We start from the raw sequence: 24809 nt of genomic DNA on the forward strand, positions 1-24809 counted from the left end.
CCTGTTGATCCGCCGCCGACGGGCGGGGGGCTCCGGTCCGTCCGGTGTCCCCCGCCCGTCGGTGTCAGGGTGTCAGGGCGTCAGGGGTCAGGGCGTCAGGCGGTGCAGGTCGCGCGGGAAGAGCGTGGTCCGGCGGATGTTGTCGGTGCCGGTGAGCCGCGCCGTCCAGCGCTCCAGCCCCAGCGCGAACCCGCCGTGCGGCGGCATCCCGTGCGCGAAGGAGCGCAGGTAGCCCTCGTACGGCTGGACCGGCTCGCCCCGGGCCGCCAGCGCGGCCAGGTAGTCCTCGTACCGGTGCAGCCGCTGGCCTCCGGTGACCAGTTCGAGCCCGCGGAAGAGCAGGTCGAAGCTGTTGGAGTACTCCGGGCGGCCCGGTTCCGGGTGGGTGTAGAAGGGCCGCTTGCGCATCGGGTAGCCGACCACGAACAGGAACTCGCTGCCGTGCTCGCGCAGCGCCCACTCGCCGAGCCACCGCTCGTGCGCCGGGGCGAGGTCCGGCTCGTCGACGCCCAACAGCCGGATCGCCTCGGCGAAGTGGAGTTGCGGGATCTCCGCCGGGACCTCGGGCGGCTTCACCTCCAGCAGGTCGACGGCGGCGCCGGCCCGCTCGGCCACCGAGGCGACCATCCCGGCGACCACCTCGCGCAGCACGGCCATCACCTCGCGGTGGTCGGTGATGAAGCCGAGCTCCGCGTCGAGGCTGGTGTACTGCGCCAAGTGCCGCGCGGTGTCGTGCGGTTCGGCCCGGAACACCGGCCCGGTCTCGTAGACCCGCTCGAACACCCCGACCATCGCCTGCTTGAAGAACTGCGGCGACTGCGCGAGGTAGGCGGGGCGGCCGAACCAGTCCAGCGCGAAGACGTCCGCCCCGGACTCGGTGGCCGAGGAGACCACCTTCGGGGTCTGGATCTCGGTGAAGCCCAGGCCGTCGAGGGTGGCCCGGAACCCGCCCACCGAGGCCGCCGTGATCCGGTGCAGGGCGGACAGGCGCGGGTGGCGGAGGGTGACGGGAGCGCCGTCGAGGATCACCGGGAGGGCGGCCTCGACGGTCGGCCGGAACAGGCTGAACGGGGGCGCCTCGGCGAGGCTGGACAGGACCTCGACGGTGGGCGAGGTCAGCTCGACGCCGGCCGGCGCCTGCGGGTTGGCGGTGACGGTGCCACGGATCCGCAGGACGGTCTCCTCCGGCAGGTCGGGACCGGCGCCGGTGGCGACCACCTGGGCCGGTCCGGAGCGGTCCCGGATCACCAGGAAGGTGACGGACTTGAGTGCGCGGCGGCGGTGCAGCCAGCCGCTGATCTCTACGGATTCGCCGACGTGGCCGGGTAGTTCGGCGGCCAGGACACGGGTCGTCGGGTGGATCATCGCGGCCCTCCAGGGGCGTCGTGGTGATCCCTTCGGAGTGCGGGCGAGAAGGGCAACTCGCGGTGCCACCGCACTTTCGCCGCCGCCCGCGCGGGCGGCGGCCTCATTGCGGCCCGTTGACGGGGGCCGGTCGGCGGGGCATTTCCTCCCCGCACTCGGGAGTGTCTTCGCTCCGGGGCGCGGGGCCGCCTTCACAGCTGCCGGCGGCTCTCTCGGCCCACGGGGCCCGGAGGTACTCATCTCCCTCGACGTGTTGCCGGAGAGGCTAGACCGGCCCGCCACCGGCCCGCAACGGGCTTTCCCGCCGCCGGGCGGGCGCCACCTGGGGCATCCGCACTCCGGGCGACCCTGAGACGGACCCCGACACCCGGCTACGCCTCACCGGCGAGTCGGCGGGGTGGCGAATCGACTGCCAGGTGGACGTTTCCGGGAGCGCGGTGGCGGAGAGTGGAAATTAAGCCCGCCGGATCGGCCGGATCGGGTGCCACGACACGGAGTTGACCCATGAGCGCCCGTCTCGCCCGTCCCCGTCACAACCGCGTCATCGCCGGCGTCTGCGCCGGGCTTGCCGAGCGCTACGGCGTGACGCCGTGGACCGTGCGACTGATCTTCCTGATCTCGATCATCCTGCCCGGGCTCCAGTGCCTGGTCTACCTGGTCCTCTGGGTGCTGCTCCCCCAGGAGCCGTAAGCCCGGGAGCCGTACGCCCGGCGCCGTCGCGCCGGGCCCGGTACGACGGCGGGCCGCCCGCTCCCGGGATCACCGGGGCGGACGGCCCGTCGCCGTGCCGGCGGCCAGGTCAGCCGGCCAGGCCCGGCAGCGGCAGGGTGTGGGTCAGCCCGCCGATGGGGGTCTTGTCGATGCCGGGGATGGTCGGGATGGCGCCACGCGTGGTGGCACCGGCCTCGGCGGCCGGGGCGGGCGCCGCCTGGCCGGCGGCCGGGGTGAGGGTGCCGAGCGTGCCGGTGACCTTGTCGCCGCCGGGCAGCTTGGCGGCGGTGTCGGTGACCGCACCGGTCACCGCGGGGTTCGTGACCGCGCCGGTGGGCAGCCCGAGGCCGCCGGGCGCGGGGGCGGCGGCGGCGGTACCGGCGCCCACCGCCGCGATGGCGATGCCGAGCGCCGCGGTGCCGGCGGCCTTGAGAGCCTGCTTCATGGTTCGTCCCTTGGGTCGTCGTCGGTGGCCGACATCGGGACGGGGCGGACGGGCTACCGCCGCCACGGCCTGTCAGCATGGACGGGCACACCGTAGTGAGTGGGCCGCGCGAGGACCAAAGGGCGTTCACTCACCCGAGTGAGTAGTCGGATGAACGCCAACTCCCTTTCGGGACATGGGCGTTCACCCGACCATTCGAACGGGCCGGGCCGCTCAGCTGTCGCCGGTGCCCGAGCTGAACAGCCACTCCGCCTTCAGTTCGGCGTACCCCGGCTTGATCACGTCGTTGATCATCGCCAGCCGCTCGTCGAACGGCAGGAACGCGGACTTCATCGCGTTCACCGTGAACCACTCCATGTCCCCCAGCGTGTAGCCGAAGGCCTCCACCAGGTGCCCGAACTCGCGGCTCATGCTGGTGCCGCTCATCAGCCGGTTGTCGGTGTTCACGGTGACCCGGAACTTCAGCCGGCTGAGCAGCCCGATCGGGTGCTCGGCGTACGAAGTGGCCGCCGCGGTCTGGAGGTTGGAGGTCGGGCACATCTCCAGCGGGATGCGCTTGTCGCGCACGTACGCGGCCAGCCGGCCGAGCTCGACGCTGCCGTCCTCGGCCACCGTGATGTCGTCGACGATCCGCACGCCGTGGCCGAGCCGGTCGGCGCCGCAGCACTGCAGGGCCTCCCAGATCGACGGCAGGCCGAAGGCCTCGCCCGCGTGGATGGTGAAGTGGTTGTTCTCGCCCTTGAGGTAGTCGAAGGCGGCCTGGTGGCGGGTGGGCGGGTGACCCGCCTCGGCACCGGCGATGTCGAAGCCGACGACGCCCTGGTCCCGGTGGCGGTTGGCCAGTTCGGCGATCTCGGTGGAGCGGGCGGCGTGCCGCATCGCGGTCAGCAGGGTGCCGACCCGGATCCGGTGGCCGGCCGCGCGGGCGTTGGCCTCGCCGAGGCGGAAGCCCTCGTTCACGGCCCGGACGACCTCGTCCAGGGACAGGCCGGCCTCCAGGTGCTGCTCGGGGGCGTAGCGGACCTCGGCGTACACGACGCCGTCGGCGGCCAGGTCCTCGGCGCAGTCGGCGGCGACCTTGATCAGGGCTTCGCGGGTCTGCATCACGGCGCAGGTGTGCGCGAAGGTCTCCAGGTAGCGGACCAGCGAGCCGGAGTCGGCGGCCTCGCGGAACCACTCGCCGAGCTCCTTGGCGTCGGTGGTCGGAAGGCCCTCGTAGCCGACCGCGGCGGCCAGCTCGACGACCGTCTCCGGGCGCAGCCCGCCGTCGAGGTGGTCGTGCAGCAGCACCTTCGGCGCGCGGCGGATCTGGTCGGGGGTGGGGATGCGCGGGCCGGCGCCCGCGGCGGTGACAGGGATCTGCTTCTCCATTGCGGAAATATAGCCCCTACGCGCGTAGACCCACCACTGTTGACACGGCCGGTTCGGCGAAAGTCCACCGGGAATTCCACCGCTCGGGCCATCCGCGACACATTCGGCCCGGTTGTGGCCCGGTTACGGCTCAGTCGTGCTGCAGCAACCGGCCCCGCCGGGACAGCACGAAGTCCCGGAACGCCGCCACCGGCGGGGTCAGCGGCCGCCCCGCCGCCCAGGCCAGCCCGATCGCCCGCCGGGTGCGCGGCGCCGTCACCTCCAGCTCCACCACCCCCGGCCGCGGCACCAGCGCCGGCGGCAGCAGCGCCACCCCCAGCCCGGCCGCGACCAGCCCGCGCAGCGTCTCCGCCTCCTCCCCCTCGAAGGCCAGCCGCGGCACGAACCCGGCCTGCGCGCAGAAGCCGTCCGTGATCGCGCGCAGCCCGTACCCCTGCTCCAGCCCGACGAACGGCTCCTCGGCCACCTCCGCCAGTCGGATCCGCCGCCGGCCCGCCAGCCGGTGGTCCGCCGGGACGACCAGGTGCAGCCGCTGCTCGTCCAGCGGGCGGGCCGTGAAGGCCGGATCGTCCGGCAGCGGCGCGACCAGGCAGAGGTCCAACTCCCCCGCCCGCAACCGCTCCAGCATCGCCCCGACGTAGTCCTGCACCAGCTGGAACCGGACCTGCGGATGCCCCGCCCGGAACCCGCGCAGCAGCGCCGGCACTGCGTCCGTCCCCATCGTGTGCAGGAAGCCGAACGCCACCCGCCCGGCCGCCGGATCGGCCTCCGCCCGGGCCGCCTCCGCCCCCCGCTCGACCTCCGCCAGCGCCCGCTCCACCGAGGCCAACAGCAGCCGGCCGGCCCTGGTCAGCCGGACCGTCCGGCCCTGACGGGCCAGCAGGTCCACGCCCAGCTCCTCCTCCAGCCGGGCCACCGCCCGCGACAGCGTCGGCTGCGGCACCCCGAGCAGCGCGGCCGCCCGCGTCACGTGCTCCAGCCGGGCCACCGCCGCGAACTGGGCCAGCCGGGGCGCCAGCAGCACCGCCGGCTCGTCCGGCCCCAACTCCGCCACCCGGTACCGCGGCTCCGTGCCGTCCGTCACGTCCGCCCGGTCCACCCCGGCCATCCCGCCACCACCTCGACTCATACGACAACGCATCGATCATCCACCGTTCATGCATTGGACGCATCAACCGCGGCGCGCCTACCGTCGACGACATGCAGCCCGCCGATACCAGGGCATCCGTGACCACCCCGGATGCCCCCGCCCCCGCCCCCTCGCACGACGACCGCCACCGCCCCGGCCAGCGCGCCTTCCGCCGCGCCAACCTCGCCCTGTTCGCCGCCGGAGTCGCGACCTTCGTCCTGCTCTACTCCACCCAGGGCCTGCTGCCGATCCTCTCGGCCGACCTCGACCTCACCCCCGGCCAGGCCAGCTGGACGGCCTCCGCCGCCACCCTCGGACTCGCGCTCGCCCTGCTCCCCGCCAGCGCCCTGTCCGACCGGTACGGCCGCACCGCCGTGATGACGGCCTCCACCCTCGCCGCCGCCGCCCTCGCCCTCGCCCTGCCGTTCGCGCCCGACCTCACCACCCTCGTCGTACTGCGCGTCCTCCAGGGCGCCGCGCTGGCCGGGCTGCCCGCCACCGCCATGGCCTACCTTGCCGAGGAGGTCCACCCCAGCGCCCTGGCCTCCGCGATGGGCCTGTACGTGGCCGGCAACAGCATCGGCGGCATGGGCGGCCGACTGCTCTCCGGCTGGACCGCCGCGGCCTTCGGCTGGCGCTGGGGCCTCGCCGCCTCCGCCGCCCTCGCCCTGCTCGCCGCGCTCGCCTTCCGGCTGCTGATCCCCGCCGCCCGGCACTTCACCCCGGCCCCGGTGGACGCCCGCGCCCTGGCCCGCACCGTCGGCCGGCACCTGCGCAACCCGCTGCTGGTGCGGCTGTACGCGCTCGGACTGCTGTTCATGGCCGTGTTCGGCGCGGTCTACAACACCGTCGGCTACCGGCTGATCTCGGCGCCGTTCCACCTGCCCGAGTCCGTCGCCGCCTCGATCTTCGTCGTCTACCTGGTCGGCACCGGCACCTCCGCCGCCGCCGGCCGCCTCGCCGCCCGGCTCGGCCGCCGCGGCGCGCTCTACGTCTCCATCGGCGTGACCGCCGCCGGGCTGCTGCTCTCCCTCACCGAGTCCCTGGTCTGCGCCCTGCTCGGCCTGGTCCTGATCACCGCCGGTTTCTTCGCCGGCCACGCCACCGCCTCCTCCGCGGTCGGCCGCACCGCCACCGAGGGCCGCGCCCAGGCCTCCGCCCTCTACCTGATCGCCTACTACCTCGGCAACAGCCTCGGCGGCACCCTGGGCGCCGACGCCTACCACGCCACCGGCTGGCCGGGCGCCGCCACCGTCGGCCTCACCGCCATGACCCTCGCCGCCGCCGTCACCCTCTACGCCACCCGCCGGGCCCACGCGGCCCGGCGAGAGGACCGACTGGGCAGACTTTCCGCCAGGTAGACCTCAAGCGCCGCCGCCCCCACCTGGTGTCCACGCCCGTACGGAAGAAGGGCGTGGTCACCATCCCGCAGGAGATAAGGGAGCAACTGGACCTCCAGGAGGGCGACCAACTGGTGGTCGCCGTCGAGGACGGCCGCATCGTGCTGACCCCCGCCTCCGTGATCCCCGACGACCAGGCGTGGTTCTGGGGCGCCGCCTGGCAGGAGAAGGAGCAGGAGGTCGACGAGGCGATCGCCGAGGGCGACCGCGGCGAGGTCTTCCAGGAGGGCGACGCCTTCCTGCAGTCCCTCGCCGACGAGGGCGGTCTGGACCTGGAGGAGATCAAGCGCCGTGCCGACGCATGAGTCGCCAGCCCACTTCCTCCGCGACTGGAAGGGCCTGACTCCCGCGCAGAAGGCCGAATTCCTCGTCGCCGTCGCCCAGTTCGTCACCGACCTGCGGGCCGGTCAGGGCTTCCGACGCGGCCTGCGCGTGAGGAAGATGCAGGGCCACCCGGACATCTGGGAGCTGACCTGGGCCCCGGACGGCCGGGCCACCTTCCACCACGGCCACCCCGTCCAGGGCGGGGAACCACGCATCGTCTGGCGCCGGATCGGCACCCACGACGTCTTCAACCGCCCCTGACAGTCACCGCGGATACACTCCGGGGCATGAGCGTCGATCCGGCGGCGTACCTCCTGGTCGATCCCCGCAAGGGCACCGGCATCGTGCACGACGAGCCCGGCTACACCCGCCGCAAGGACTTCGTCTTCGGCGACGAGATCACCGTCGGTCCCTGGACGCTCGACACCAGCGTCCTGCGGACTTACGCCTGAACCCGCACCCGCAGGACACCGGCCGACCGGGCCCGAGCACACGGAAGGAGCCCGCACCCGGCAGACCGGGTGCGGGCTCCTCGTCGGTCCCTCATGCAGCCGGCGCGTGAAAGCGAAGCTTCGTATCGGCGCCGGGCACCACGTGGAGGTCCAGCTCGGCTTCCAGAGCCACCGCCAGCTTTTCCAGCAGCAACAGGGTAGGGACTGTGTCAGCTCCCTCGATGTTCTCGATCTCCGCCTCGGTCATGTTCGCGCGGCGGGCCACTTCGGCCTGCGACAGGCCGAGAGCAGTGCGGCGGTCGTAGAGAGCCTGTCCGAAGGCCAGCGCATAGCGGATCTCCCGCCGGTGCTCGACCACCTCGGGCGGTTCTTCGACCTGCTCGCCCAGCAGCGCACGCGTGCGAGCGGTCTTCCACTGGAGGTGGTTCATCGCTGCTCTCCCTTTCCGAAAATTCTCGCAGCGCCCCCCAGATGGCGCGTGTACGGCTCACCGAGTGTCGTGGGGTGGTCGGCCAGCAGATCGACGGTCTCTTCGACCTTGCGATAGCGCCGGTCCGACAGCTCACAGAGCCACTGTCGGACCTCCGGTTCGATCTCGACCGTGAAGCGGTCAACTCCCATGTGCGGCAGCGTAGGACACGCTGCCGCACATGGGGTAATCACGTGGTCACGCGATGCGGTCGAGGACGATCGGGTTCGGGGTGAAGGCCGTGCCGGCCGGGGAGACCGCGATGCCGCCCGCCAGCGCCTCGATGGCGTAGTCGTAGCGCTCGGGGGTGTCGGTGTGCAGGGTCAGCAGGGGCTGGCCGGCCACGACGGTGTCGCCGGGCTTGGCGTGCATCTCGACGCCGGCGCCGGCCTGGACCGGGTCCTCCTTGCGGGCGCGGCCGGCGCCGAGGCGCCAGGCGCAGACGCCGACGGCGTAGGCGTCGAGCTCGGTGAGGACGCCGGAGGCGGGCGCCGGGATGACGTGCTGCTCGCGGGCGACCGGGAGCGGGGCGTCGACGTCGCCGCCCTGGGCGGCGATCATGCGGCGCCAGTGGTCCATCGCGGAGCCGTCGCGCAGCGCGTCGGCCGGGTCCTTGCCGTGCACGCCGGCCGCGGCGAGCATCTCGCGGGCGAGGGCGAGGGTGAGCTCGACGACGTCGGCGGGGCCGCCGCCGGCCAGCACCTCGATCGACTCGCGGACCTCCAGCGCGTTGCCGGCGGTGAGGCCGAGCGGGGTGGACATGTCGGTGAGCAGGGCGACGGTGTTCACACCGGCGCTGGTGCCCAGGCCGACCATGGTGCGGGCGAGTTCGCGGGCGTCGTCGAGGTTCTTCATGAAGGCGCCGGAGCCGACCTTGACGTCCAGGACCAGGGCGCCGGTGCCTTCGGCGATCTTCTTGGACATGATCGAGGAGGCGATCAGCGGGATGGCCTCGACGGTGCCGGTGACGTCGCGCAGCGCGTAGAGCTTCTTGTCGGCGGGCGCGAGGCCGTCACCGGCGGCGCAGATGACCGCGCCGGTGGAGCGCAGGACGTCGAGCATCTCCTCGTTGGAGAGCAGGGCGCGCCAGCCGGGGATGGACTCCAGCTTGTCGAGGGTGCCGCCGGTGTGGCCGAGGCCGCGGCCGGAGAGCTGCGGGACGGCGGCGCCGCAGGCGGCGACGAGCGGGGCGAGCGGGAGGGTGATCTTGTCACCGACGCCGCCGGTGGAGTGCTTGTCACTGGTGGGCAGCGGCAGCGAGGAGAAGTCCATCCGGACGCCGGAGCGGATCATGGCGTCGGTCCAGCGGCTGATCTCGTGCGGCTTCATGCCGTTCAGCAGGATCGCCATGGCCAGGGCGGACATCTGCTCGTCGGCGACCTCGCCGCGGGTGTAGGCGTCGATGACCCAGTCGATCTGAGCGTCGCTCAGCTCTCCGCTGTCGCGCTTGGTCCTGATGACGGAGATGGCGTCCATGCGTGCTCCAAGAGGGGTTTCAAAAGCGAAGAGTGTCGCGAGATGACCGGGTTCCGGCCCACTCGCGACACTCTACGCGCGTAACAATTGTCGAAGCTAGAGCCGCTCCGGCCCGAACGCGTCGGGCAGGACCTCACTCATCGGGCGGATCCCCGAGGGCAGCTCGATCAGCAGTTCCGGCCCGCCGTGCTCGTAGAGCAGCTGGCGGCAGCGCCCGCACGGCATCAGCAGTTCGCCCGCGCCGTCGACGCAGGTGAAGGCCGTCAGCCGGCCGCCGCCGGTGGCGTGCAGCGCGGACACCAGCCCGCACTCGGCGCACAGCCCGAGCCCGTACGAGGCGTTCTCGACGTTGCAGCCGGTGACCAGCCGCCCGTCGTCCACCAGCGCGGCCGCGCCGACCGGGAACTTGCTGTACGGGGCGTACGCGTGGGTCATCGCCTCGCGCGCGGCGGCGCGCAGCCGCTCCCAGTCGATCGCGGCCGACGCCGCAGGCGCCGTCACTTGCCCTGGCCCTTGCGGTAGATCTGGCCGTCGGCCTTCGGCATCCGCAGCCGCTGGGAGGCCAGCGAGAGCACCACCAGGGTGATCACGTACGGCGTGGCGACGATCAGCGGGCGCTGCACCTCGTCGGTGAGCGCGTACCAGGCGCCGAGACCGCCGGCGACCACGAAGGAGATCGCCGCACCGGTGAACTTGCGCCGGTACAGCTGCCAGAGCGCGAGCAGCGCCATCGCGATGGCGACGGTCAGGATCAGCACGTGCACCGACTCCGGGTCGCGCAGCTGGAGGCTGTCGGTGAAGCCGAACAGGCCGGCGCCCATGGCGAGGCCGCCCGGCATCCAGTTGCCGAAGATCATCGCGGCGAGGCCGATGAAGCCGCGGCCGAGGGTCTGCCCGTCCTTGTAGAAGTGCGCCGCGACCAGCGAGAGGTACGCACCGCCGAGACCGGCGAAGGCGCCGGAGGCGATGACCGCGAGGTACTTGTACTTGTAGACGTTGACGCCCAGCGACTCGGCGGCGGTCGGGTTCTCACCGCAGGAGCGCAGCCGCAGGCCGAACACCGTGCGCCAGAGCACGAAGTAGCTGACCACGATCATCGCGCCGGCCACCAGCACGACCACCGAGATGTTGGTGACCAGGCCGCCGACCACGCCGGCCACGTCCGAGACCAGGAACCAGTGGTGCTTCTCGATGTCGGACAGCCACGAGGACAGCCCGGGGACGGTGATGTACGGCAGCGGATCCGCCGGCGGCGACTGGTTCGCACCCGCGCCGACCGCGATGTAGTCCTTGTAGTAGATCCGGTTGACGTACGCGCAGATGCCGGGGATCAGCAGGTTGATGCCGACGCCGGAGACGATGTGGTCGACGCCGAAGGTGACGGTCACGAGCGCGTGCAGCAGACCGCCGAGCGCGCCGCCGAGCATGCCGGCCAGCAGGCCGACCCACGGGTTGACCAGGTAGCCGGCCCAGGCACCGCAGAAGGTGCCGGCGACCATCATGCCTTCGAGGCCGATGTTGACCACGCCGGCCCGCTCGGACCACAGACCACCCAGACCGGCCATGCCGATCGGCACGGCGGCGCTGAGCGCGGCGGTGATCTGACCGGAGGAGGTCAGCGCGTGGTTGCCGGTGGCCATGCCCACGGCGGAGAACAGGACCAGGGCGCCCGCGATCAGCAGCAGCACCACCGGCCAGGACATCTTGCGCTTCTTGGTGGGCGCGCCCGGCGCCTTCGGACGCGCGGCGGTAGCCGTGCTCATGCGGACACCTCCTTCTTCTCAGTGGCCGCGAGCTGAGCCGCGAGCTGGGCGGCGAGCTGGGCGCCGACCTTCTGCTGCTGGCGCTTCAGGCCGTAGCGGCGCACCAGCTCGTAGGCGACGACGACGCAGATGACGATGGTGCCCTTCATGACGTCGACGATCTCGAAGGGGAAGCCGCCCTGGAGCGGCAGCTGGGAGCCGGTGGTGTCCAGGAACGCGAACAGCAGGGCCGCGAAGGCCATGCCGATCGGGCTGTTGCGGCCCAGCAGGGCGATCGAGATGCCGAGGAAGCCCAGACCGGGCTGGAAGCTCTGGCCGTAGTAGAACGAGTTCTGCACCAGCTCGGGCATGCCGATCAGACCGGCGATCGCGCCGGAGACCGCCATCGAGATGATCACCATGCGCTTGACGTTCACGCCGGACGCGGTCGCGGCCGACTCCGAGCGGCCGGTGGCGCGCAGGTCGAAGCCGAAGCGGGTGCGGGTCAGCGCGAACTGGAACACCACGCCGACCAGGGCGGCGATGAAGATGAAGCCCCAGAGCGGGCCACCCGCCGTCTCCATCGTGAAGAAGTGGCTGGACTGCGAGATCGGGTCGGTCTGGATCGAGTTGCTGGTGGCGCTCGTCTTCGGCGCGAAGATGCCGGGGACGAGCAGCAGGCCGACGACCGCGATCGAGATCGAGTTCAGCATGATGGTCGAGATGACCTCGCTGACCCCGCGGTAGACCTTCAGCAGACCGGCGATGCTCGCGTACAGGCCGCCGACCAGCATGGCGGTGACCAGCAGCAGCGGGATCTGGATGATCGCCGGCAGGTCGACCTTGGCACCGACGAAGGCCGCGAACAGCGCCGCGACCTTGTACTGGCCCTCGACGCCGATGTTGAACAGGTTCATCCGGAACCCGAAGGCGGCGGCAGCGGCGGCCAGGTAGTACGTGGTGGACCGGTTGAGGATCCCCACTTGGCCGTCCGACTTGCCGGCGTACGTGAGCATCACGTTCCACGCGTCGAACGGGTTCTTGCCCGAAGTCGCCAGCAGGACGGAACAGATCACGATGGAGAGCACGACCGCGAGCACCGGCGCCGCCAGTGCGAGCACGATCCGCTCACCGCTGATCCGCTGCGCCAGGCTGCGCTTGGCGGCGGTGTTGGGACTGGTCATGTGGGTTACTCCCCCGCCTGCGGGTCGTCGGCGGTGTCGGTGGGGCCGGCGTCGGACTCGGCCTCGGTGCCCTCCACGAGGATCTCGTGGAACTGCTCGACGGCCTCCGCATCGGACTCGATGTGGCCGCTGGCGGCACCCGTCATGGCGGTACCGAGGTCCTCGGCGGTGACGGTGGCCGGGTCGGCGTCGGCGACCAGGCGCCCGCGGTAGATGACCCGGATGGTGTCGGACAGGCCGATCAGCTCGTCCAGGTCGGCGGAGATCAGCAGGACGGCCAGACCGGCCCGCTGGGCGACCCGGATGTGCTCCCAGATCTGCGCCTGCGCGCCGACGTCCACACCACGGGTGGGGTGCGCGGCGATCAGCAGCTTGGGCTGGTGGCTCATCTCGCGGCCGATGATCAGCTTCTGCTGGTTGCCGCCGGAGAGGGAGGCCGCGGTGACCTCGATGCCCGGGGTGCGGACGTCGTAGTCCTCGACGATCCGCCAGGTGTCCTTGCGGGCGGCGCCCGGGTCGAGCAGGACGCCCTTGGAGTTGGGCGCCTCGGTGACGTGACCGAGGATCCGGTTCTCCCAGAGCGGGGCCTCCAGCAGCAGGCCGTGCTTGTGGCGGTCCTCGGGGATGTAGCCGATGCCGGCCTCGCGGCGGGCCCGGGTGAGCGAGCCGGAGAGGTCCTTGCCGTCCAGGGTGACGGTGCCGCCGTCCAGCGGCAGCATGCCCATGATGGCCTCGACCAGTTCGGCCTGGCCGTTGCCCTCGACGCCGGCGATGCCGAGGATCTCGCCCTTGTGGATGCGCAACGAGATGTCGTCGAGGACGACGCGCTCGATGCCCTCGGCGTCGGTCTTGGCGATCCGCAGGTCCTTGACGTCGAGCATCTCGGTCGTGGTGACGGTCGACTCGCGGCTCTCCGGGGAGGGCAGCTCGGCGCCGACCATCATCTCGGCCAGCTGACGGGCGGTGACGGCCTTCGGGTCGGCGTCGCCGACCGTGGTACCGCGCCGGATCACGCTGATCGCGTCGGCCACCGCCAGCACCTCGTGCAGCTTGTGCGAGATGAAGATGACGGTGACGCCCTCGGACTTGAGCTCGCGCAGGTTGTCGAACAGCGCGTCGACCTCCTGCGGGACGAGCACGGCCGTCGGCTCGTCGAGGATCAGGATCTTGGCGCCGCGGTAGAGCACCTTGAGGATCTCGACGCGCTGGCGGTCGGCGACGCCGAGGTCCTCGACCAGGGCGTCCGGGCGCACGCCCAGGCCGTACTGGTCGGAGATCTCCTTGATCTTCGCCTTCGCCTTGGCGCCGATGCCGTGGAGCTTCTCGCCGCCGAGGACGACGTTCTCCCACACGGTGAGGTTGTCGGCCAGCATGAAGTGCTGGTGGACCATGCCGATGCCGCGGGAGATGGCGTCGCCCGGGGTGTTGAACTCGCACGGCTCGCCGTTGATCGCGATGGTGCCCTCGTCCGGCTTCTGCATGCCGTAGAGGATCTTCATCAGCGTCGACTTGCCGGCGCCGTTCTCACCCATCAGGGCGTGCACGGTACCGCTGCGGACGGTGAGGTTGATGTCGTGGTTGGCCACGACACCGGGGAAGCGCTTGGTGATGCCGCGCAGTTCGACGGCCGATGTCGCCGTCCCCGCGCTGGGGGTACCGTCCTCGCGCGGGGGGACGGGGTCGGATGCGGTGATGGCGATCTCCTGGTGGTCTGGAGGCGCGTCGTTGCGCTGGGAGGGCCAAGGGGAAGACGGGGGGACGGGACGGGGCCCGGGGGTACGCGTTGAGCGCACCCTGCCGGGCCCCTCCCGTGATGCTTTGCCGTTCATCGCGCTGCCGGGCAGGCGGCAGTCGCTGGTGCGTCCGGGACGCGCGGGCCTTACTGGGCCGGCGCGGTCGGGACGGTGGTGGCGCCGGAGGTGATCGCCGTGGCGGCGGCCTTCAGCTTGTCCTGGATGTCGTCGAGCTTGCCGCCGGTGGTGGCGAGCGAGACGCCCTCGGCCTTCAGGTCGAAGAGCTTGATGCCGGTGAACGGCTGGCCCTTCTTGATCGACTCGATGTAGGAGAAGACGGCGTTGTCGACGTTCTTCACCATCGAGGTGAGGATGCTGTTCTTGTACTTCGCCAGGGCCGGCTGGGCGGCCTGGTCGGAGTCGACGCCGATGGCGTAGGCGCCCGGCTTGTTGGCGACGGCCTCGATGGCGCCGTTGCCGGAGGAGCCGGCGGCGGCGTAGATGACGTCCGCGCCCTTGTCGAGCTGGCCCTGCGCGGCCTCCTTGCCCTTGTCGGGCGAGTTGAAGCCGGTGAAGTCCGGAGGCGTGGTCAGGTAGGTGGTCTCGACCTGGATGTTCGCGTCGACGGACTTCACACCCGCCTTGTAACCGGCCTCGAACTTCTTGATCAGCTCGGTCTGCACACCGCCGATGAAGCCGACGTGCTTGGACTTCGACTTGTTCGCGGCGGCGACGCCGGCGAGGTACGAACCCTCCTGCTCGGCGAAGACCAGCGAAGTGACGTTGGACGGCTGGTCCTTGTCGTTCGAGTCGATGATCGCGAACTTGACGTTCGGGTTGTCCTTGGCGACCTTGTCGACCGCCTGCTGGTAGACGAAGCCGACCGCGATGATCGTCTTGTAACCACCGTCGATCAGGTTCTTGAGGCGGGTCTCCTTGTCAGCCTCGGCCTCACCGGTCTTGGCGTCGGCCTCGGTGACCGCGACGCCGAGCTCGGCCTTGGCCTTGTCGAGACCGCGAGCGGCGGAGTCGTTGAACGACTGGTCGCCACGGCCGCCGATGTCGTAGGCCATACCGACCTTGATCGAGCCGTCGCCCGAACCGGAGGAGGTGTTGCTGTCAGTGCTCTTTGCGCCGCAAGCGGCGAGCGAGGCCATGCCCAGGGAACCCGAGAGCACAACCGCAGCGAGCTTCATTGAACGGCGCAAGGGAGTATCTCCTTCTCACACGCACCTGATTAGCGTGGTCGGACGCCACCGTAACGCGCGTAGAACACGGTTGGGTTACGGGGTGCCGGAGCATTCGGGTTGTTATCAAACCGTGGTCTCACGGTCTTCCCGAGGCCCTATTTCCCGTGCGCGACGGTGATCCAAAGCTGGTTTTGCGGCTCAGTCTACGGAACCGTTCGATTAGCTCGGATGGCGGTAAACCGGCCGGTCACCCCGATGGGGTGCCGACCGGTCGTCCGGGGGGGTCGCCCGAGGGGGCGTTCACACGGTGCCCGAGGAGATGTCCGGGGACGGCGTGCGCCGCTCAATCCCGCGGCCCAGTCCTGCTGTTCGGTTTCCGCGGCTCGGTCCTGCGGCTGGGTCCTGCCGTTCGGTTTCCGCAGCTCAGTCCCGCAGCTCAGTCCCGCGGCTCGTCCAGGGCGAGCGCCGCGAACAGCTCCACGCCGATCCCGATCGCGCGCTCGTCGGCGTCGAAGCGGCCCTGGTGCAGGTCGCGGACGGTGGTGTCACCGGGGGCGCGGACGCCGAGCCGGGCCAGCGCGCCCGGGGCGTGCTCCAGGTACCAGGAGAAGTCCTCGCCGCCCAGGCTCTGCTCGGTGCTCTCCACCACCCGCGCGCCCTCCCGGCCGAACCGGTCGGTCATCGCCGCGTCCAGCAGGGCGACCGAGACCGCCTCGTTGACCACCGGCGGCACCCCCCGGTGGTAGTCCAGCGTCCACTTCGCCCGGTAGGTCTCGGCCAGCTTGGCGATCAGCTCGTGCAGCAGGTCGGGCGCCTCGCGCCAGCCGTCCAGCTCCAGGCAGCGGACGGTGCCCTCCAGTTCGGCGTGCTGCGGGATGACGTTGGACGCGGAGCCGGAGGCGATCCGGCCCCAGACCAGGCTCACGCCCCAGCGCGGGTCCATCCGACGGGCCAGCGCGCCCGGCAGGTCGGCGGCCATCCGGGCGACCGCGGTCACCAGATCGGTGGTCAGGTGCGGGCGGGCGGTGTGCCCGCCGGGGCCGTCCAGGTGCAGCACCAGGCGGTCGCAGGCCGAGGTGATCGCCCCGGTGCGCAGGGCGATCCGGCCCACCTCCACCTTGGGGTCGCAGTGCACCGCGAAGATCCGGCCGACGCCGTCCATCCCCCCGGCCTTGATCACGTCCAGCGCACCGCCCGGCAAGACCTCCTCGGCCGGCTGGAACACCAGCCGGACGGGGCGGCGCAGTTCGCCGGTGCGGACGGCCTCGGCCAGCACCAGGGCGGTGCCGAGCACCACCGCGGTGTGCACGTCGTGGCCGCAGGCGTGGGCCCGGCCGGGGACGGTCGAGCGGTACGGCACGTCGGTCTTGGCGTCGTCGATCGGCAGCGCGTCGATGTCGGCGCGGAAGGCCAGGAACTCGGTGCCGGGGGCGGTGCCGGCCGGGACGACGTCGACGATCAGGCCGGTGCCGCCGGGCAGCACCCGGGGGCTCAGGCCGGCCGCCACCAGCCGGTCGCGGAGCAGGCCGGTGGTGCGGAACTCCTGGCGGCCGAGCTCCGGGTGCCGGTGCAGGTCACGGCGGAAGGTGATCAGCTCGGACTCCAGCCCCCGGACCCGGGCGCGCAGTTCGGCGGCGGGGCGGGCGGTGGCCAGAGTGGCGCCCGGCTGAGCGGGCTCAGGACGGTTCATCTCAACAAGGGTAGGCCTGTTGGGGGGATTTGGCCCGACTTCTGGAAAACTAGTCCCCGGATGGGCGCATACCGGCCGAACAGGTGGGTATGACATCTCGTTTCAGCCGCCTTCCCCGGTTGCTTGCCCTGTGCAACGATCACCCGGAGCGGCGGTCACGGCCGCCCCAATCTTGACGTGACGTCAGAAGCGCTCCACCGGGGCGTACACGCCCCACACCTCCCGCAGGGCGTCGCAGACCTCGCCGACGGTGGCCCGCGCGGCCAGCGCCTCCTTCATCGGGTACAGCACGTTCCCCGCCCCCTCCGCGGTGCGGCGCAGCCCGTCCAGCGCCCGGGCGACGGCCACGCGGTCCCGCCCGGCGCGCAGCCGGGACAGCCGCTCGACCTGCTGCCGCTCGACCGCCGGATCCACCCGCAGCGGCCGGTACGGCTCCTCGGCGTCCAGCCGGAAGCGGTTGACGCCGACCACCGTCCGCTCGCCGGAGTCGGTCTCCTGCTGGAGCCGGTAGGCGGTGCGCTCGATCGCGGCCTTCTGGAAGCCCCGCTCGATCGCGGCCACCGCGCCGCCCAGCTCCTCGACCCGGGCCATCAGCGCCAGCACGGCGGCCTCCACCTCGTCGGTCAGCGACTCGACCGCGTACGAGCCGGCGAACGGGTCGGCGGTGGCGGTCACGTCGGTCTCGTGGGCGAGCACCTGCTGGGTACGCAGGGCGAGCCGGGCGGCCTTCTCGGTGGGCAGCGCGATCGCCTCGTCGAAGCCGTTGGTGTGCAGCGACTGGGTGCCGCCGAACACCGCGGCGAGCGCCTGCACCGAGACCCGGACCAGGTTCAGCTCGGGCTGCTGGGCGGTGAGCTGCACCCCGGCGGTCTGGGTGTGGAAGCGCAGCATCCACGAGCGCGGGTCCTTCGCGCCGAACTCCTCCCGCATCACCCTGGCCCAGATCCGGCGGGCGGCACGGAACTTGGCCACCTCCTCCAGCAGCGTGACCCGGGCCACGAAGAAGAACGAGAGCCGGGGGGCGAAGTCGTCCACCGCCATCCCGGCGGCGATCGCGGTACGGACGTAGGCGATGCCGTTGGCCAGCGTGAAGGCGATCTCCTGCGCCGGATCCGCCCCGGCCTCGGCCATGTGGTAGCCGGAGATGGAGATGGTGTTCCAGCGCGGGATCTCCGCCCGGCAGTACCGGAAGACGTCCGCGACCAGCCGCAGCGAGGGCTGCGGCGGGAAGATGTACGTGCCCCGGGCGATGTACTCCTTCAGCACGTCGTTCTGGACCGTGCCGGTCAGCCGGGCCGGCGCCACCCCCTGGGCCTCGCCGACCAGTTGGTAGAGCAGCAGGAGCAGGGCGGCGGGCGCGTTGATGGTCATGGAGGTGGACACCCCGCCCAGCGGGATGCCGTCGAACAGGACGGCCAGGTCCTCGACGCTGTCGACGGCCACGCCCACCTTGCCCACCTCCCCGGCGGCGAGCGGCGCGTCCGAGTCGTAGCCCATCTGGGTGGGCAGGTCGAAGGCCACCGACAGGCCGGTGCCGCCGCCCGCGATCAGCTGCCGGTAGCGGGCGTTGGACTCGGCGGCGGTGCCGAAGCCCGCGTACTGGCGCATCGTCCACGGCCGCCCGGCGTACATCGTCGGGTAGACGCCCCGGGTGTACGGGTACTCCCCCGGCCGGCCGAGCCTGCTCGCCGGATCCCAGTCGGCCAGCGCCTCCGGGCCGTACAGCGGCTCGATCGGGAAGCCTGACTCGGCGCGGCGCGGCTCGGCTGCCATGAGGTCCCTCCACGGGATCGGCGGGGGCATCGGTCGGTCCTCGCAATGTAGGACAGGACCCGGAGCGGGACCGGTCGGCGCGGGCGCGGACGCGGTTGAGATGATCGGGTGAACGACCGGATGAGCCCCAGGGAGTGGCAATGACCGAGCAGAAGGTGGCCGTGGTCACCGGTGCCAGCAGCGGAATCGGCGCGGCGACCGCCCGCCGGCTGGCGGCCGAGGGCTTCGACGTGGTGCTGACCGCCCGGCGGACCGAGCGGATCGAGGCGCTGGCCAAGGAGATCGGCGACGGGGGCGGTTCGGCCAGGGCGGTCACGCTCGACGTCACCGACCGGGCCGCCGTGGACGCCTTCGCGGCCGAGGTGGGCCGGGTCGACGTGCTGGTGAACAACGCCGGCGGGGCGATCGGCGCCGAGACGGTCGAGCACGGCGACCCGGCCGACTGGCGGGCCATGTACGAGGTGAACGTGCTCGGCGTGCTGCACGTGACGCAGGCGCTGCTGCCGGCCCTGCGGGCCACCGGCGACGGCACCGTGCTGGTGCTCTCCTCGACCGCCGCGCTGGCCGCGTACGAGGGCGGCGGCGGGTACGTCGCGGCCAAGCACGCCGCGCACACCATCGCGGCGACGCTGCGCCTGGAGCTGTGCGGGGAGCCGATCCGGGTGATCGAGATCGCCCCCGGCATGGTGAAGTCCGAGGGCTTCGCGGTCACCCGCTTCCGCGGCGACGAGGAGAAGGCCGCGGCCGTGTACGCCGGCGTGGCCGAGCCGCTGACCTCGGAGGACATCGCCGACACCGTGGCCTGGGCGGTCACCCGCCCCCCGCACGTCAACATCGACCTCCTGGTCGTCCGCCCCCGCGCCCAGGCCGCCAACCACAAGGTCCACCGCGGCTGACGGCGGTCGGATCCACCGGCGACCCGGCCACCCCGTACGCCTCTGGCGAGCCTCGCCAGAGCCACCCTCCTGAGGCGGGGGTGCCGGGTCAACAGATGCCGGATTAACGGATGAATGTGGGGAGGGCGCTGACACAAAGATGTCAACGTCACAACTTGATAGCTCGTCCGGATGAATTCCGCGCGCGCCCTCCCCAACTGATGACCGCTCAACTACCTTTGAGGAGCTGCCCGACCGGCGCCGCGACACCGCCCGCAGCCCCCATACTTCAGCTGCTTCACCCCACCCCACTTCACCGGCACCTTCCCGCCCTCACGAGGAGGACCCGCTGGCCAGCGACGTCCCACCACAGCGGCTCGATCCAAGCTCCGAGCCGACCCTCCTCGGGCTGCACCGCTTCAACGAAGCCGATGCCGGCGCCGCCGAGGAGGCCCTCCTGGCCTGCTGCGGCAGCCACCGCTGGGCCCTGCGGCTCACCGCGCACCGGCCCTACCCCGACATAGAGTCCCTGCTGGCCGCCGCCAGCGAGGCCTCCTACGACCTCCGCCCGGCCGACCTGGCCGAGGCGCTCGCCGACGAGAGCTGGATGCCGCAACCGCTGCTCGGCATGCGGGCACCGGGCAGCCAGGCCGCGCACACCGCGCTGCGGGCCGCCCACGCCGCGTACGAGGCCAGGTTCGGCCACGTCTTCGTGGTCTGCCTGGAGGGCGTGGCCCCGGAGGAGATGCTCGACACCGTGCTCTCCTCGATCCGCACCCGGCTGGCCAACGACCCCGACGAGGAGCGGCTGATCTCGGCGGACGAGCTCCGCCGGATCTCCCTCACCCGGCTGGAGCACCTGGTCGCCACCCATTCGGAGGCCGGGGCGCGCTGAGCCGCCGACTCCTCCCCCATCCCGCCCACTCCCTCTCCGCCCGCTACTTCTTCTTCGCCTGCGCGGCCCGCAGCTTGGCCACCTGCTGCCGGACGATCACCTCGTCCGGCGCGGTGGCCGGCTCGGCGGCGACCCCGAAGGTGGTGAACACCGCGAGCGCCGGCCCGATCCGGGCCAGCACCGCACGCTGCGAGAGCACCGCGCTCCCCGATTCATTCGTCAGGGTGAATCCGAGCGCGGCGTCCGCTCCCCCGGGGGTGGGCGTGTCCTCACGGTTCAGCCGGTGCCTGGTCCGGATCGGCGCCTTCTTCCCCGGCTTCTCGGCCGGCGGCGCCGGGGCCATAGAGGTGAACGCGGCACACGGGCCGAACAGCTTCTCCAGCTCCGCCTGGAGCACGGCCGCCCGCCCCGTCCGGTAGCCGAGCAGCCCGCCGTACACGCCGCCCCTGGGGTCGGCGGCCCGGGCCACGCTCAGGTCCGTCTCCGCGTACGGGTAGCCCGGGGCCTGGGCGGCCGGCGAGGCAGAGGCGGCCGGGGTGGCCGGGGTCACCGCGTCCAGCAGCGGCTGGCAGGCCGGGACGTCCGCGACCTCCCGCCCCGCGCCCGCCCCGGTGTCGCCGTGGCCGGGCGTCATCACCGTCACCGTGTAGCCCGCCCCGAGGTCGGCGTCGGCCACCGCGGCCGCCCGCAGCTCGGCCGCGGACAGCTCGCGACCGGGCCCGGCCCGGTCCGCGGAGGAGCCGCCGACCGCGGTGCAGCCCGTGGCGAGCATCAGCAGGGCCGCGAGGGCGGCGGCGGGCGGTCGGACGGGGCGAAGCGGCACGGGGGCCTCGGCAGGGTGTCGGCGGCGGAGCGGGCCGCCACCGTAACGCAGCCGAGCAGTCACCCAGAGCGACCAAAGCGCCGCCGGTTCCCGTCCGGCTAGGCCAGTCGTGCCTGATTGATCACACCTGAGACCCCCGGAGGCGGTTCGCGACGCGGCGTCGATAGGATGCTGGCGGCCGGTGGACCGTACCTGGCCGGGCTGACCGACACCGAAGCCGGCCGAGCCCCCAATCGCTTCCGGAGGGTTTTTCCGTGCCGGCTGGAACGCTGTACCGCGGCCGGGAAGGCATGTGGAGCTGGGTGGCTCATCGAGTCACCGGCGTCCTCATCTTTTTCTTCCTGTTCGCCCATGTCCTGGACACCGCTCTGGTGCGAGTGTCGCCCGAGGCGTACGACACCGTCATTCAGACGTACAAGACTCCTCTCGTGAACCTGATGGAGTACGGCCTGGTGGCCGCCATCCTGTTCCACGCCCTCAACGGCCTGCGGGTCGTCGCCGTGGACTTCTGGTCCAAGGGCCCGAAGTACCAGAAGCAGATGCTCTGGACCGTCGTGGCGGTCTGGGTCGTGCTGATGGCCGGTTCCTTCTACGGGATCCTGCAGCACACGCTGATCTCCTGGTTCGGGAAGTGAGCTGACACATGTCCACGGAATACTCCGACGCGCTGGTCGTCCCCTCCGCGCAGGCGCACACCGGCAAGGGCCTCGGCACCGGCAACCCGGCCGACGCGTTCGTCATCGAGCCGCCGCGCAAGCGGACCCCGAAGACCCCGCGCCGCACCCGCACCAACTTCGAGATGCTGGCCTGGCTCTTCATGCGCCTGTCCGGCATCGTCCTCGTGGTCCTGATCCTCGGCCACCTGCTGATCATGCTGGTGCTCGACGGCGGCGTCTCCAAGATCGGCTTCGCCTTCGTGGCCGGCCGCTGGGCCTCGCCGTTCTGGCAGGTCTGGGACCTCACGATGCTCTGGCTCGCCATGCTCCACGGCGCCAACGGCATGCGGCAGGTCATCAACGACTACGCCGAGAAGGACTCGACCCGGCTCTGGCTGAAGGGGCTCATGGGTACCGCCACGGTCTTCACCGTGCTGCTCGGCACCCTGGTGATCTTCACCTTCGACCCCAACATCTGACGACAAAGCATCTAATCGGCAATCGGCAGAGGCCAGAGGCGAGTTAGAACCCCCATGCAGATTCACCAGTACGACACCGTCATCGTCGGCGCCGGCGGCGCCGGCATGCGCGCGGCCATCGAGTCGACGCAGCGCACCCGCACCGCCGTCCTGACCAAGCTCTACCCCACCCGGTCCCACACCGGCGCGGCCCAGGGCGGCATGTGCGCCGCCCTCGCCAACGTCGAGGAGGACAACTGGGAGTGGCACACCTTCGACACGGTCAAGGGTGGTGACTACCTGGTCGACCAGGACGCCGCCGAGATCATGTGCAAGGAGGCCATCGACGCCGTCCTCGACCTGGAGAAGATGGGCCTGCCCTTCTCCCGCACCGAGCAGGGCCGGATCGACCAGCGCCGCTTCGGCGGGCACTCCCGCAACCACGGTGAGGCCCCCGTCCGCCGCTCCTGCTACGCGGCCGACCGCACCGGTCACATGATCCTCCAGACGCTGTTCCAGAACTGCGTCAAGCACGGCGTCGAGTTCTTCAACGAGTTCTACGTCCTCGACCTGCTGATCAACGAGGGCAAGACGGCCGGCGTCGTCGCCTACGAGCTGGCCACCGGCGAGATCCACGTCTTCCAGGCCAAGTCCGTCGTGTTCGCCTCCGGCGGCACCGGCAAGTTCTTCAAGGTCTCCTCCAACGCCCACACCCTCACCGGTGACGGCCAGGCCCTGGTGTACCGCCGCGGCCTGCCGCTGGAGGACATGGAGTTCTTCCAGTTCCACCCGACGGGCATCTGGCGCATGGGCATCCTGCTCACCGAGGGCGCCCGCGGCGAGGGCGGCATCCTGCGCAACAAGGACGGCGAGCGCTTCATGGAGCGCTACGCCCCCGTCATGAAGGACCTCGCGTCCCGTGACGTCTGCTCCCGCGCGATCTACACCGAGATCCGCGAAGGCCGCGGCTGCGGTCCGGACGGCGACCACGTCTACCTGGACCTGACCCACCTGCCGCCGGAGCAGCTGGACGCCAAGCTCCCGGACATCACCGAGTTCGCCCGCACCTACCTCGGCATCGAGCCCTACACGGACCCGATCCCGATCCAGCCCACCGCGCACTACGCCATGGGCGGCATCCCGACCAACGTCGAGGGTGAGGTGCTGCGCAACAACACCGACGTCGTCCCGGGCCTGTACGCGGCCGGCGAGGTCGCCTGCGTGTCCGTGCACGGCGCCAACCGCCTGGGCACCAACTCGCTGCTGGACATCAACGTGTTCGGCCGTCGCGCGGGCATCGCCGCCGCCGACTACGCCAACGTGCACGAGTTCGTCGAGCTGCCCGAGAACCCGGCCGAGAAGGTCCAGGCCCTGGTCGACGGCCTGCGCGAGGCCGCCGGCACCGAGTCCGTGGCGCAGATCCGCAAGGAGCTGCAGGAGACCATGGACGCCAACGCGATGGTGTACCGCACCGGCGCCACCCTGAAGCAGGCGGTCGAGGACATCGCCGCGCTGAAGGAGCGCTACAAGAACGTCTCGATCCAGGACAAGGGCTTCCGGTACAACACGGACCTCCTGGAGGCCGTCGAGCTGGGCAACCTGCTCGACCTGGCCGAGGTGCTGGCCGTCTCCGCGCTGGCCCGCGAGGAGTCGCGCGGCGGCCACTACCGCGAGGACTTCCCGACCCGTGACGACGTGAAGTTCATGCAGCACACCATGGCGTACCAGGAGGTGGCCGCCGACGGCAGCACCTCCATCCGCCTCGACTACAAGCCGGTCGTCACGACCCGCTACCAGCCGATGGAGCGTAAGTACTGATGAGCACTCCTACCGTGGAGAAGCACTCGGCCGCTCTGGACGCGGTCGAGGCGGGCGGCGTCGAGCTGATCACCGTCACCTTCCGGATCCGCCGGTTCAACCCGGAGGAGCACCCGGACCCGGTGTGGGTCGACTACCAGCTGACGCTGGACCCGAAGGAGCGCGTTCTGGACGCGCTCAACAAGATCAAGTGGGAGCAGGACGGCACCCTCACCTACCGCCGTTCCTGCGCGCACGGCATCTGCGGCTCCGACGCCATGCGGATCAACGGCCGCAACCGGCTGGCGTGCAAGACCCTGATCAAGGACGTCAACCCGGAGAAGCCGATCACGATCGAGGCCATCAAGGGCCTCACGGTCCTCAAGGACCTGGTCGTGGACATGGACCCGTTCTTCCAGGCGTACAAGGACGTCATGCCGTTCCTCATCACCGAGGGGAACGACCCGACCCGCGAGCGCCTGCAGTCCGCCGAGGAGCGCGAGCGCTTCGACGACACCACCAAGTGCATCCTGTGCGCCGCGTGCACGTCGTCCTGCCCGGTGTTCTGGAACGACGGCCAGTACTTCGGCCCGGCCGCGATCGTGAACGCGCACCGCTTCATCTTCGACTCGCGCGACGAGGGCGCCGAGCAGCGCCTGGAGATCCTCAACGACCGTGAGGGCGTGTGGCGCTGCCGCACCACCTTCAACTGCTCCGAGGCCTGCCCGCGCGGCATCGAGGTCACCAAGGCGATCCAGGAAGTGAAGCGGGCGCTGGTCACCCGCCGCTTCTGATCCCCACCTGACACGGCGAAGGCCCCCGTCCGATCGGATGATCGGACGGGGGCCTTC

The 24809-nt window shown here is 71.4% G+C and carries 26 protein-coding genes; 11 read left to right on the plus strand and 15 right to left on the minus strand.

The genetic code is table 11. The features are described 5' to 3' along the window. Positions 1-87 precede the first annotated feature (87 nt). The gene (gene aspS / locus ACIOGZ_RS14005) at positions 88-1365 is read right to left on the minus strand and encodes an aspartate--tRNA(Asn) ligase (protein ID WP_400986040.1); all 1278 of its coding nucleotides are present in this window, start codon (positions 1363-1365) and stop codon (positions 88-90) included. A 504-nt stretch (positions 1366-1869) separates the two neighbouring features. On the opposite strand from aspS, the gene ACIOGZ_RS14010 reads away from it, so the two are divergent. Beyond that, positions 1870-2055 (plus strand): PspC domain-containing protein, encoded by a 186-nt coding sequence (locus ACIOGZ_RS14010; RefSeq protein ID WP_363580246.1) that lies wholly within the window; start codon positions 1870-1872, stop codon positions 2053-2055. Positions 2056-2164: 109 nt separating this feature from the next. Here the strand turns inward: ACIOGZ_RS14010 and ACIOGZ_RS14015 are convergent, their stop codons facing one another. From ACIOGZ_RS14015 to ACIOGZ_RS14025, 3 genes are all read right to left on the minus strand, one after another. Beyond that, a complete protein-coding gene (locus tag ACIOGZ_RS14015) occupies positions 2165-2521 on the minus strand; it encodes an ATP-binding protein (RefSeq protein WP_363580244.1) in 357 nt (118 codons plus the stop codon). Between the two features lie 213 nt (positions 2522-2734). Continuing rightward, entirely contained in the window at positions 2735-3892 is a 1158-nt protein-coding gene (locus tag ACIOGZ_RS14020) for an adenosine deaminase (RefSeq protein WP_363624600.1), read from the minus strand. Positions 3893-4022: 130 nt separating this feature from the next. Further along, on the minus strand, positions 4023-5000 hold the full coding sequence (locus ACIOGZ_RS14025) for a LysR family transcriptional regulator (protein ID WP_363580242.1): 978 nt from the start codon (positions 4998-5000) through the stop codon (positions 4023-4025). Between the two features lie 92 nt (positions 5001-5092). Between ACIOGZ_RS14025 and ACIOGZ_RS14030 the strand changes: the two genes are divergently transcribed. From ACIOGZ_RS14030 to ACIOGZ_RS14045, 4 genes are read left to right on the plus strand one after another with little or no spacing between them, the layout of a single operon-like run. Further along, a complete protein-coding gene (locus ACIOGZ_RS14030; RefSeq protein ID WP_400986042.1) occupies positions 5093-6382 on the plus strand; it encodes an MFS transporter in 1290 nt (429 codons plus the stop codon). A gap of 26 nt (positions 6383-6408) precedes the next feature. Further along, positions 6409-6726: an AbrB/MazE/SpoVT family DNA-binding domain-containing protein gene (locus tag ACIOGZ_RS14035; RefSeq protein WP_400986044.1), complete on the plus strand. Its 318-nt coding sequence runs from the start codon at positions 6409-6411 to the stop codon at positions 6724-6726. After that, the gene (locus ACIOGZ_RS14040; protein ID WP_400986046.1) at positions 6713-7006 is read left to right on the plus strand and encodes a hypothetical protein; all 294 of its coding nucleotides are present in this window, start codon (positions 6713-6715) and stop codon (positions 7004-7006) included. The genes ACIOGZ_RS14035 and ACIOGZ_RS14040 overlap by 14 nt, the downstream gene beginning before the upstream one ends. A gap of 26 nt (positions 7007-7032) precedes the next feature. Continuing rightward, positions 7033-7197, plus strand: a complete 165-nt coding sequence (locus ACIOGZ_RS14045; protein WP_400474711.1) for a hypothetical protein — start codon at positions 7033-7035, stop codon at positions 7195-7197. Positions 7198-7288: 91 nt separating this feature from the next. Here the strand turns inward: ACIOGZ_RS14045 and ACIOGZ_RS14050 are convergent, their stop codons facing one another. The 10 genes from ACIOGZ_RS14050 to ACIOGZ_RS14095 all read right to left on the minus strand — a co-directional run bounded on the left by ACIOGZ_RS14050 (position 7289) and on the right by ACIOGZ_RS14095 (position 18454). Continuing rightward, positions 7289-7627 carry a helix-turn-helix domain-containing protein gene (locus ACIOGZ_RS14050; protein WP_387817609.1) on the minus strand — a complete coding sequence of 113 codons (339 nt, stop codon included), beginning with the start codon at positions 7625-7627 and terminating at the stop codon, positions 7289-7291. Next, positions 7624-7818 carry a hypothetical protein gene (locus ACIOGZ_RS14055; protein ID WP_400986049.1) on the minus strand — a complete coding sequence of 65 codons (195 nt, stop codon included), beginning with the start codon at positions 7816-7818 and terminating at the stop codon, positions 7624-7626. The genes ACIOGZ_RS14050 and ACIOGZ_RS14055 overlap by 4 nt, the downstream gene beginning before the upstream one ends. A gap of 46 nt (positions 7819-7864) precedes the next feature. Next, positions 7865-9142 carry a thymidine phosphorylase gene (locus tag ACIOGZ_RS14060; protein WP_400811305.1) on the minus strand — a complete coding sequence of 426 codons (1278 nt, stop codon included), beginning with the start codon at positions 9140-9142 and terminating at the stop codon, positions 7865-7867. A gap of 96 nt (positions 9143-9238) precedes the next feature. After that, positions 9239-9643 carry a cytidine deaminase gene (locus ACIOGZ_RS14065; RefSeq protein WP_063349052.1) on the minus strand — a complete coding sequence of 135 codons (405 nt, stop codon included), beginning with the start codon at positions 9641-9643 and terminating at the stop codon, positions 9239-9241. After that, positions 9640-10905, minus strand: a complete 1266-nt coding sequence (locus tag ACIOGZ_RS14070; RefSeq protein WP_350877261.1) for an ABC transporter permease — start codon at positions 10903-10905, stop codon at positions 9640-9642. The genes ACIOGZ_RS14065 and ACIOGZ_RS14070 overlap by 4 nt, the downstream gene beginning before the upstream one ends. After that, the gene (locus tag ACIOGZ_RS14075; protein WP_363580228.1) at positions 10902-12068 is read right to left on the minus strand and encodes an ABC transporter permease; all 1167 of its coding nucleotides are present in this window, start codon (positions 12066-12068) and stop codon (positions 10902-10904) included. Before ACIOGZ_RS14075 ends, ACIOGZ_RS14070 begins: the two co-directional genes overlap by 4 nt. 5 nt (positions 12069-12073) lie before the next feature. Then, complete coding sequence (locus tag ACIOGZ_RS14080; RefSeq protein ID WP_400986136.1) at positions 12074-13600, minus strand: ABC transporter ATP-binding protein; 1527 nt, start codon at positions 13598-13600, stop codon at positions 12074-12076. 347 nt (positions 13601-13947) lie between these two features. Next, positions 13948-15009, minus strand: a complete 1062-nt coding sequence (locus ACIOGZ_RS14085) for a BMP family ABC transporter substrate-binding protein (RefSeq protein ID WP_363580226.1) — start codon at positions 15007-15009, stop codon at positions 13948-13950. 418 nt (positions 15010-15427) lie between these two features. Continuing rightward, positions 15428-16681 carry an amidohydrolase gene (locus ACIOGZ_RS14090; RefSeq protein WP_363580224.1) on the minus strand — a complete coding sequence of 418 codons (1254 nt, stop codon included), beginning with the start codon at positions 16679-16681 and terminating at the stop codon, positions 15428-15430. Positions 16682-16864: 183 nt separating this feature from the next. Then, the gene (locus tag ACIOGZ_RS14095) at positions 16865-18454 is read right to left on the minus strand and encodes a methylmalonyl-CoA mutase family protein (protein ID WP_363580222.1); all 1590 of its coding nucleotides are present in this window, start codon (positions 18452-18454) and stop codon (positions 16865-16867) included. A 140-nt stretch (positions 18455-18594) separates the two neighbouring features. On the opposite strand from ACIOGZ_RS14095, the gene ACIOGZ_RS14100 reads away from it, so the two are divergent. Both ACIOGZ_RS14100 and ACIOGZ_RS14105 read left to right on the plus strand, forming a co-directional pair. Beyond that, the gene (locus ACIOGZ_RS14100; protein WP_363580220.1) at positions 18595-19350 is read left to right on the plus strand and encodes an SDR family oxidoreductase; all 756 of its coding nucleotides are present in this window, start codon (positions 18595-18597) and stop codon (positions 19348-19350) included. 436 nt (positions 19351-19786) lie between these two features. Next, entirely contained in the window at positions 19787-20224 is a 438-nt protein-coding gene (locus tag ACIOGZ_RS14105) for a 2-oxo-4-hydroxy-4-carboxy-5-ureidoimidazoline decarboxylase (RefSeq protein ID WP_387817637.1), read from the plus strand. Between the two features lie 43 nt (positions 20225-20267). Here ACIOGZ_RS14105 and ACIOGZ_RS14110 read toward each other — a convergent pair whose 3' ends face one another. Continuing rightward, the gene (locus ACIOGZ_RS14110; RefSeq protein WP_400811299.1) at positions 20268-21047 is read right to left on the minus strand and encodes a hypothetical protein; all 780 of its coding nucleotides are present in this window, start codon (positions 21045-21047) and stop codon (positions 20268-20270) included. 254 nt (positions 21048-21301) lie between these two features. On the opposite strand from ACIOGZ_RS14110, the gene sdhC reads away from it, so the two are divergent. From sdhC to ACIOGZ_RS14130, 4 genes are read left to right on the plus strand one after another with little or no spacing between them, the layout of a single operon-like run. Further along, on the plus strand, positions 21302-21682 hold the full coding sequence (gene sdhC, locus ACIOGZ_RS14115; protein WP_063349043.1) for a succinate dehydrogenase, cytochrome b556 subunit: 381 nt from the start codon (positions 21302-21304) through the stop codon (positions 21680-21682). A gap of 8 nt (positions 21683-21690) precedes the next feature. Next, on the plus strand, positions 21691-22182 hold the full coding sequence (locus ACIOGZ_RS14120) for a succinate dehydrogenase hydrophobic membrane anchor subunit (protein WP_350877244.1): 492 nt from the start codon (positions 21691-21693) through the stop codon (positions 22180-22182). A gap of 54 nt (positions 22183-22236) precedes the next feature. Next, entirely contained in the window at positions 22237-23979 is a 1743-nt protein-coding gene (gene sdhA / locus ACIOGZ_RS14125; RefSeq protein ID WP_063349041.1) for a succinate dehydrogenase flavoprotein subunit, read from the plus strand. After that, positions 23979-24752 (plus strand): succinate dehydrogenase iron-sulfur subunit, encoded by a 774-nt coding sequence (locus tag ACIOGZ_RS14130; protein WP_350877240.1) that lies wholly within the window; start codon positions 23979-23981, stop codon positions 24750-24752. Before sdhA ends, ACIOGZ_RS14130 begins: the two co-directional genes overlap by 1 nt. The last annotated feature ends 57 nt before the right edge of the window (positions 24753-24809 follow it).

Origin of the sequence: Kitasatospora sp. NPDC088160 (genome assembly GCF_044741445.1) — a bacterium.
Taxonomy (GTDB): Bacteria; Actinomycetota; Actinomycetes; order Streptomycetales; family Streptomycetaceae; genus Kitasatospora.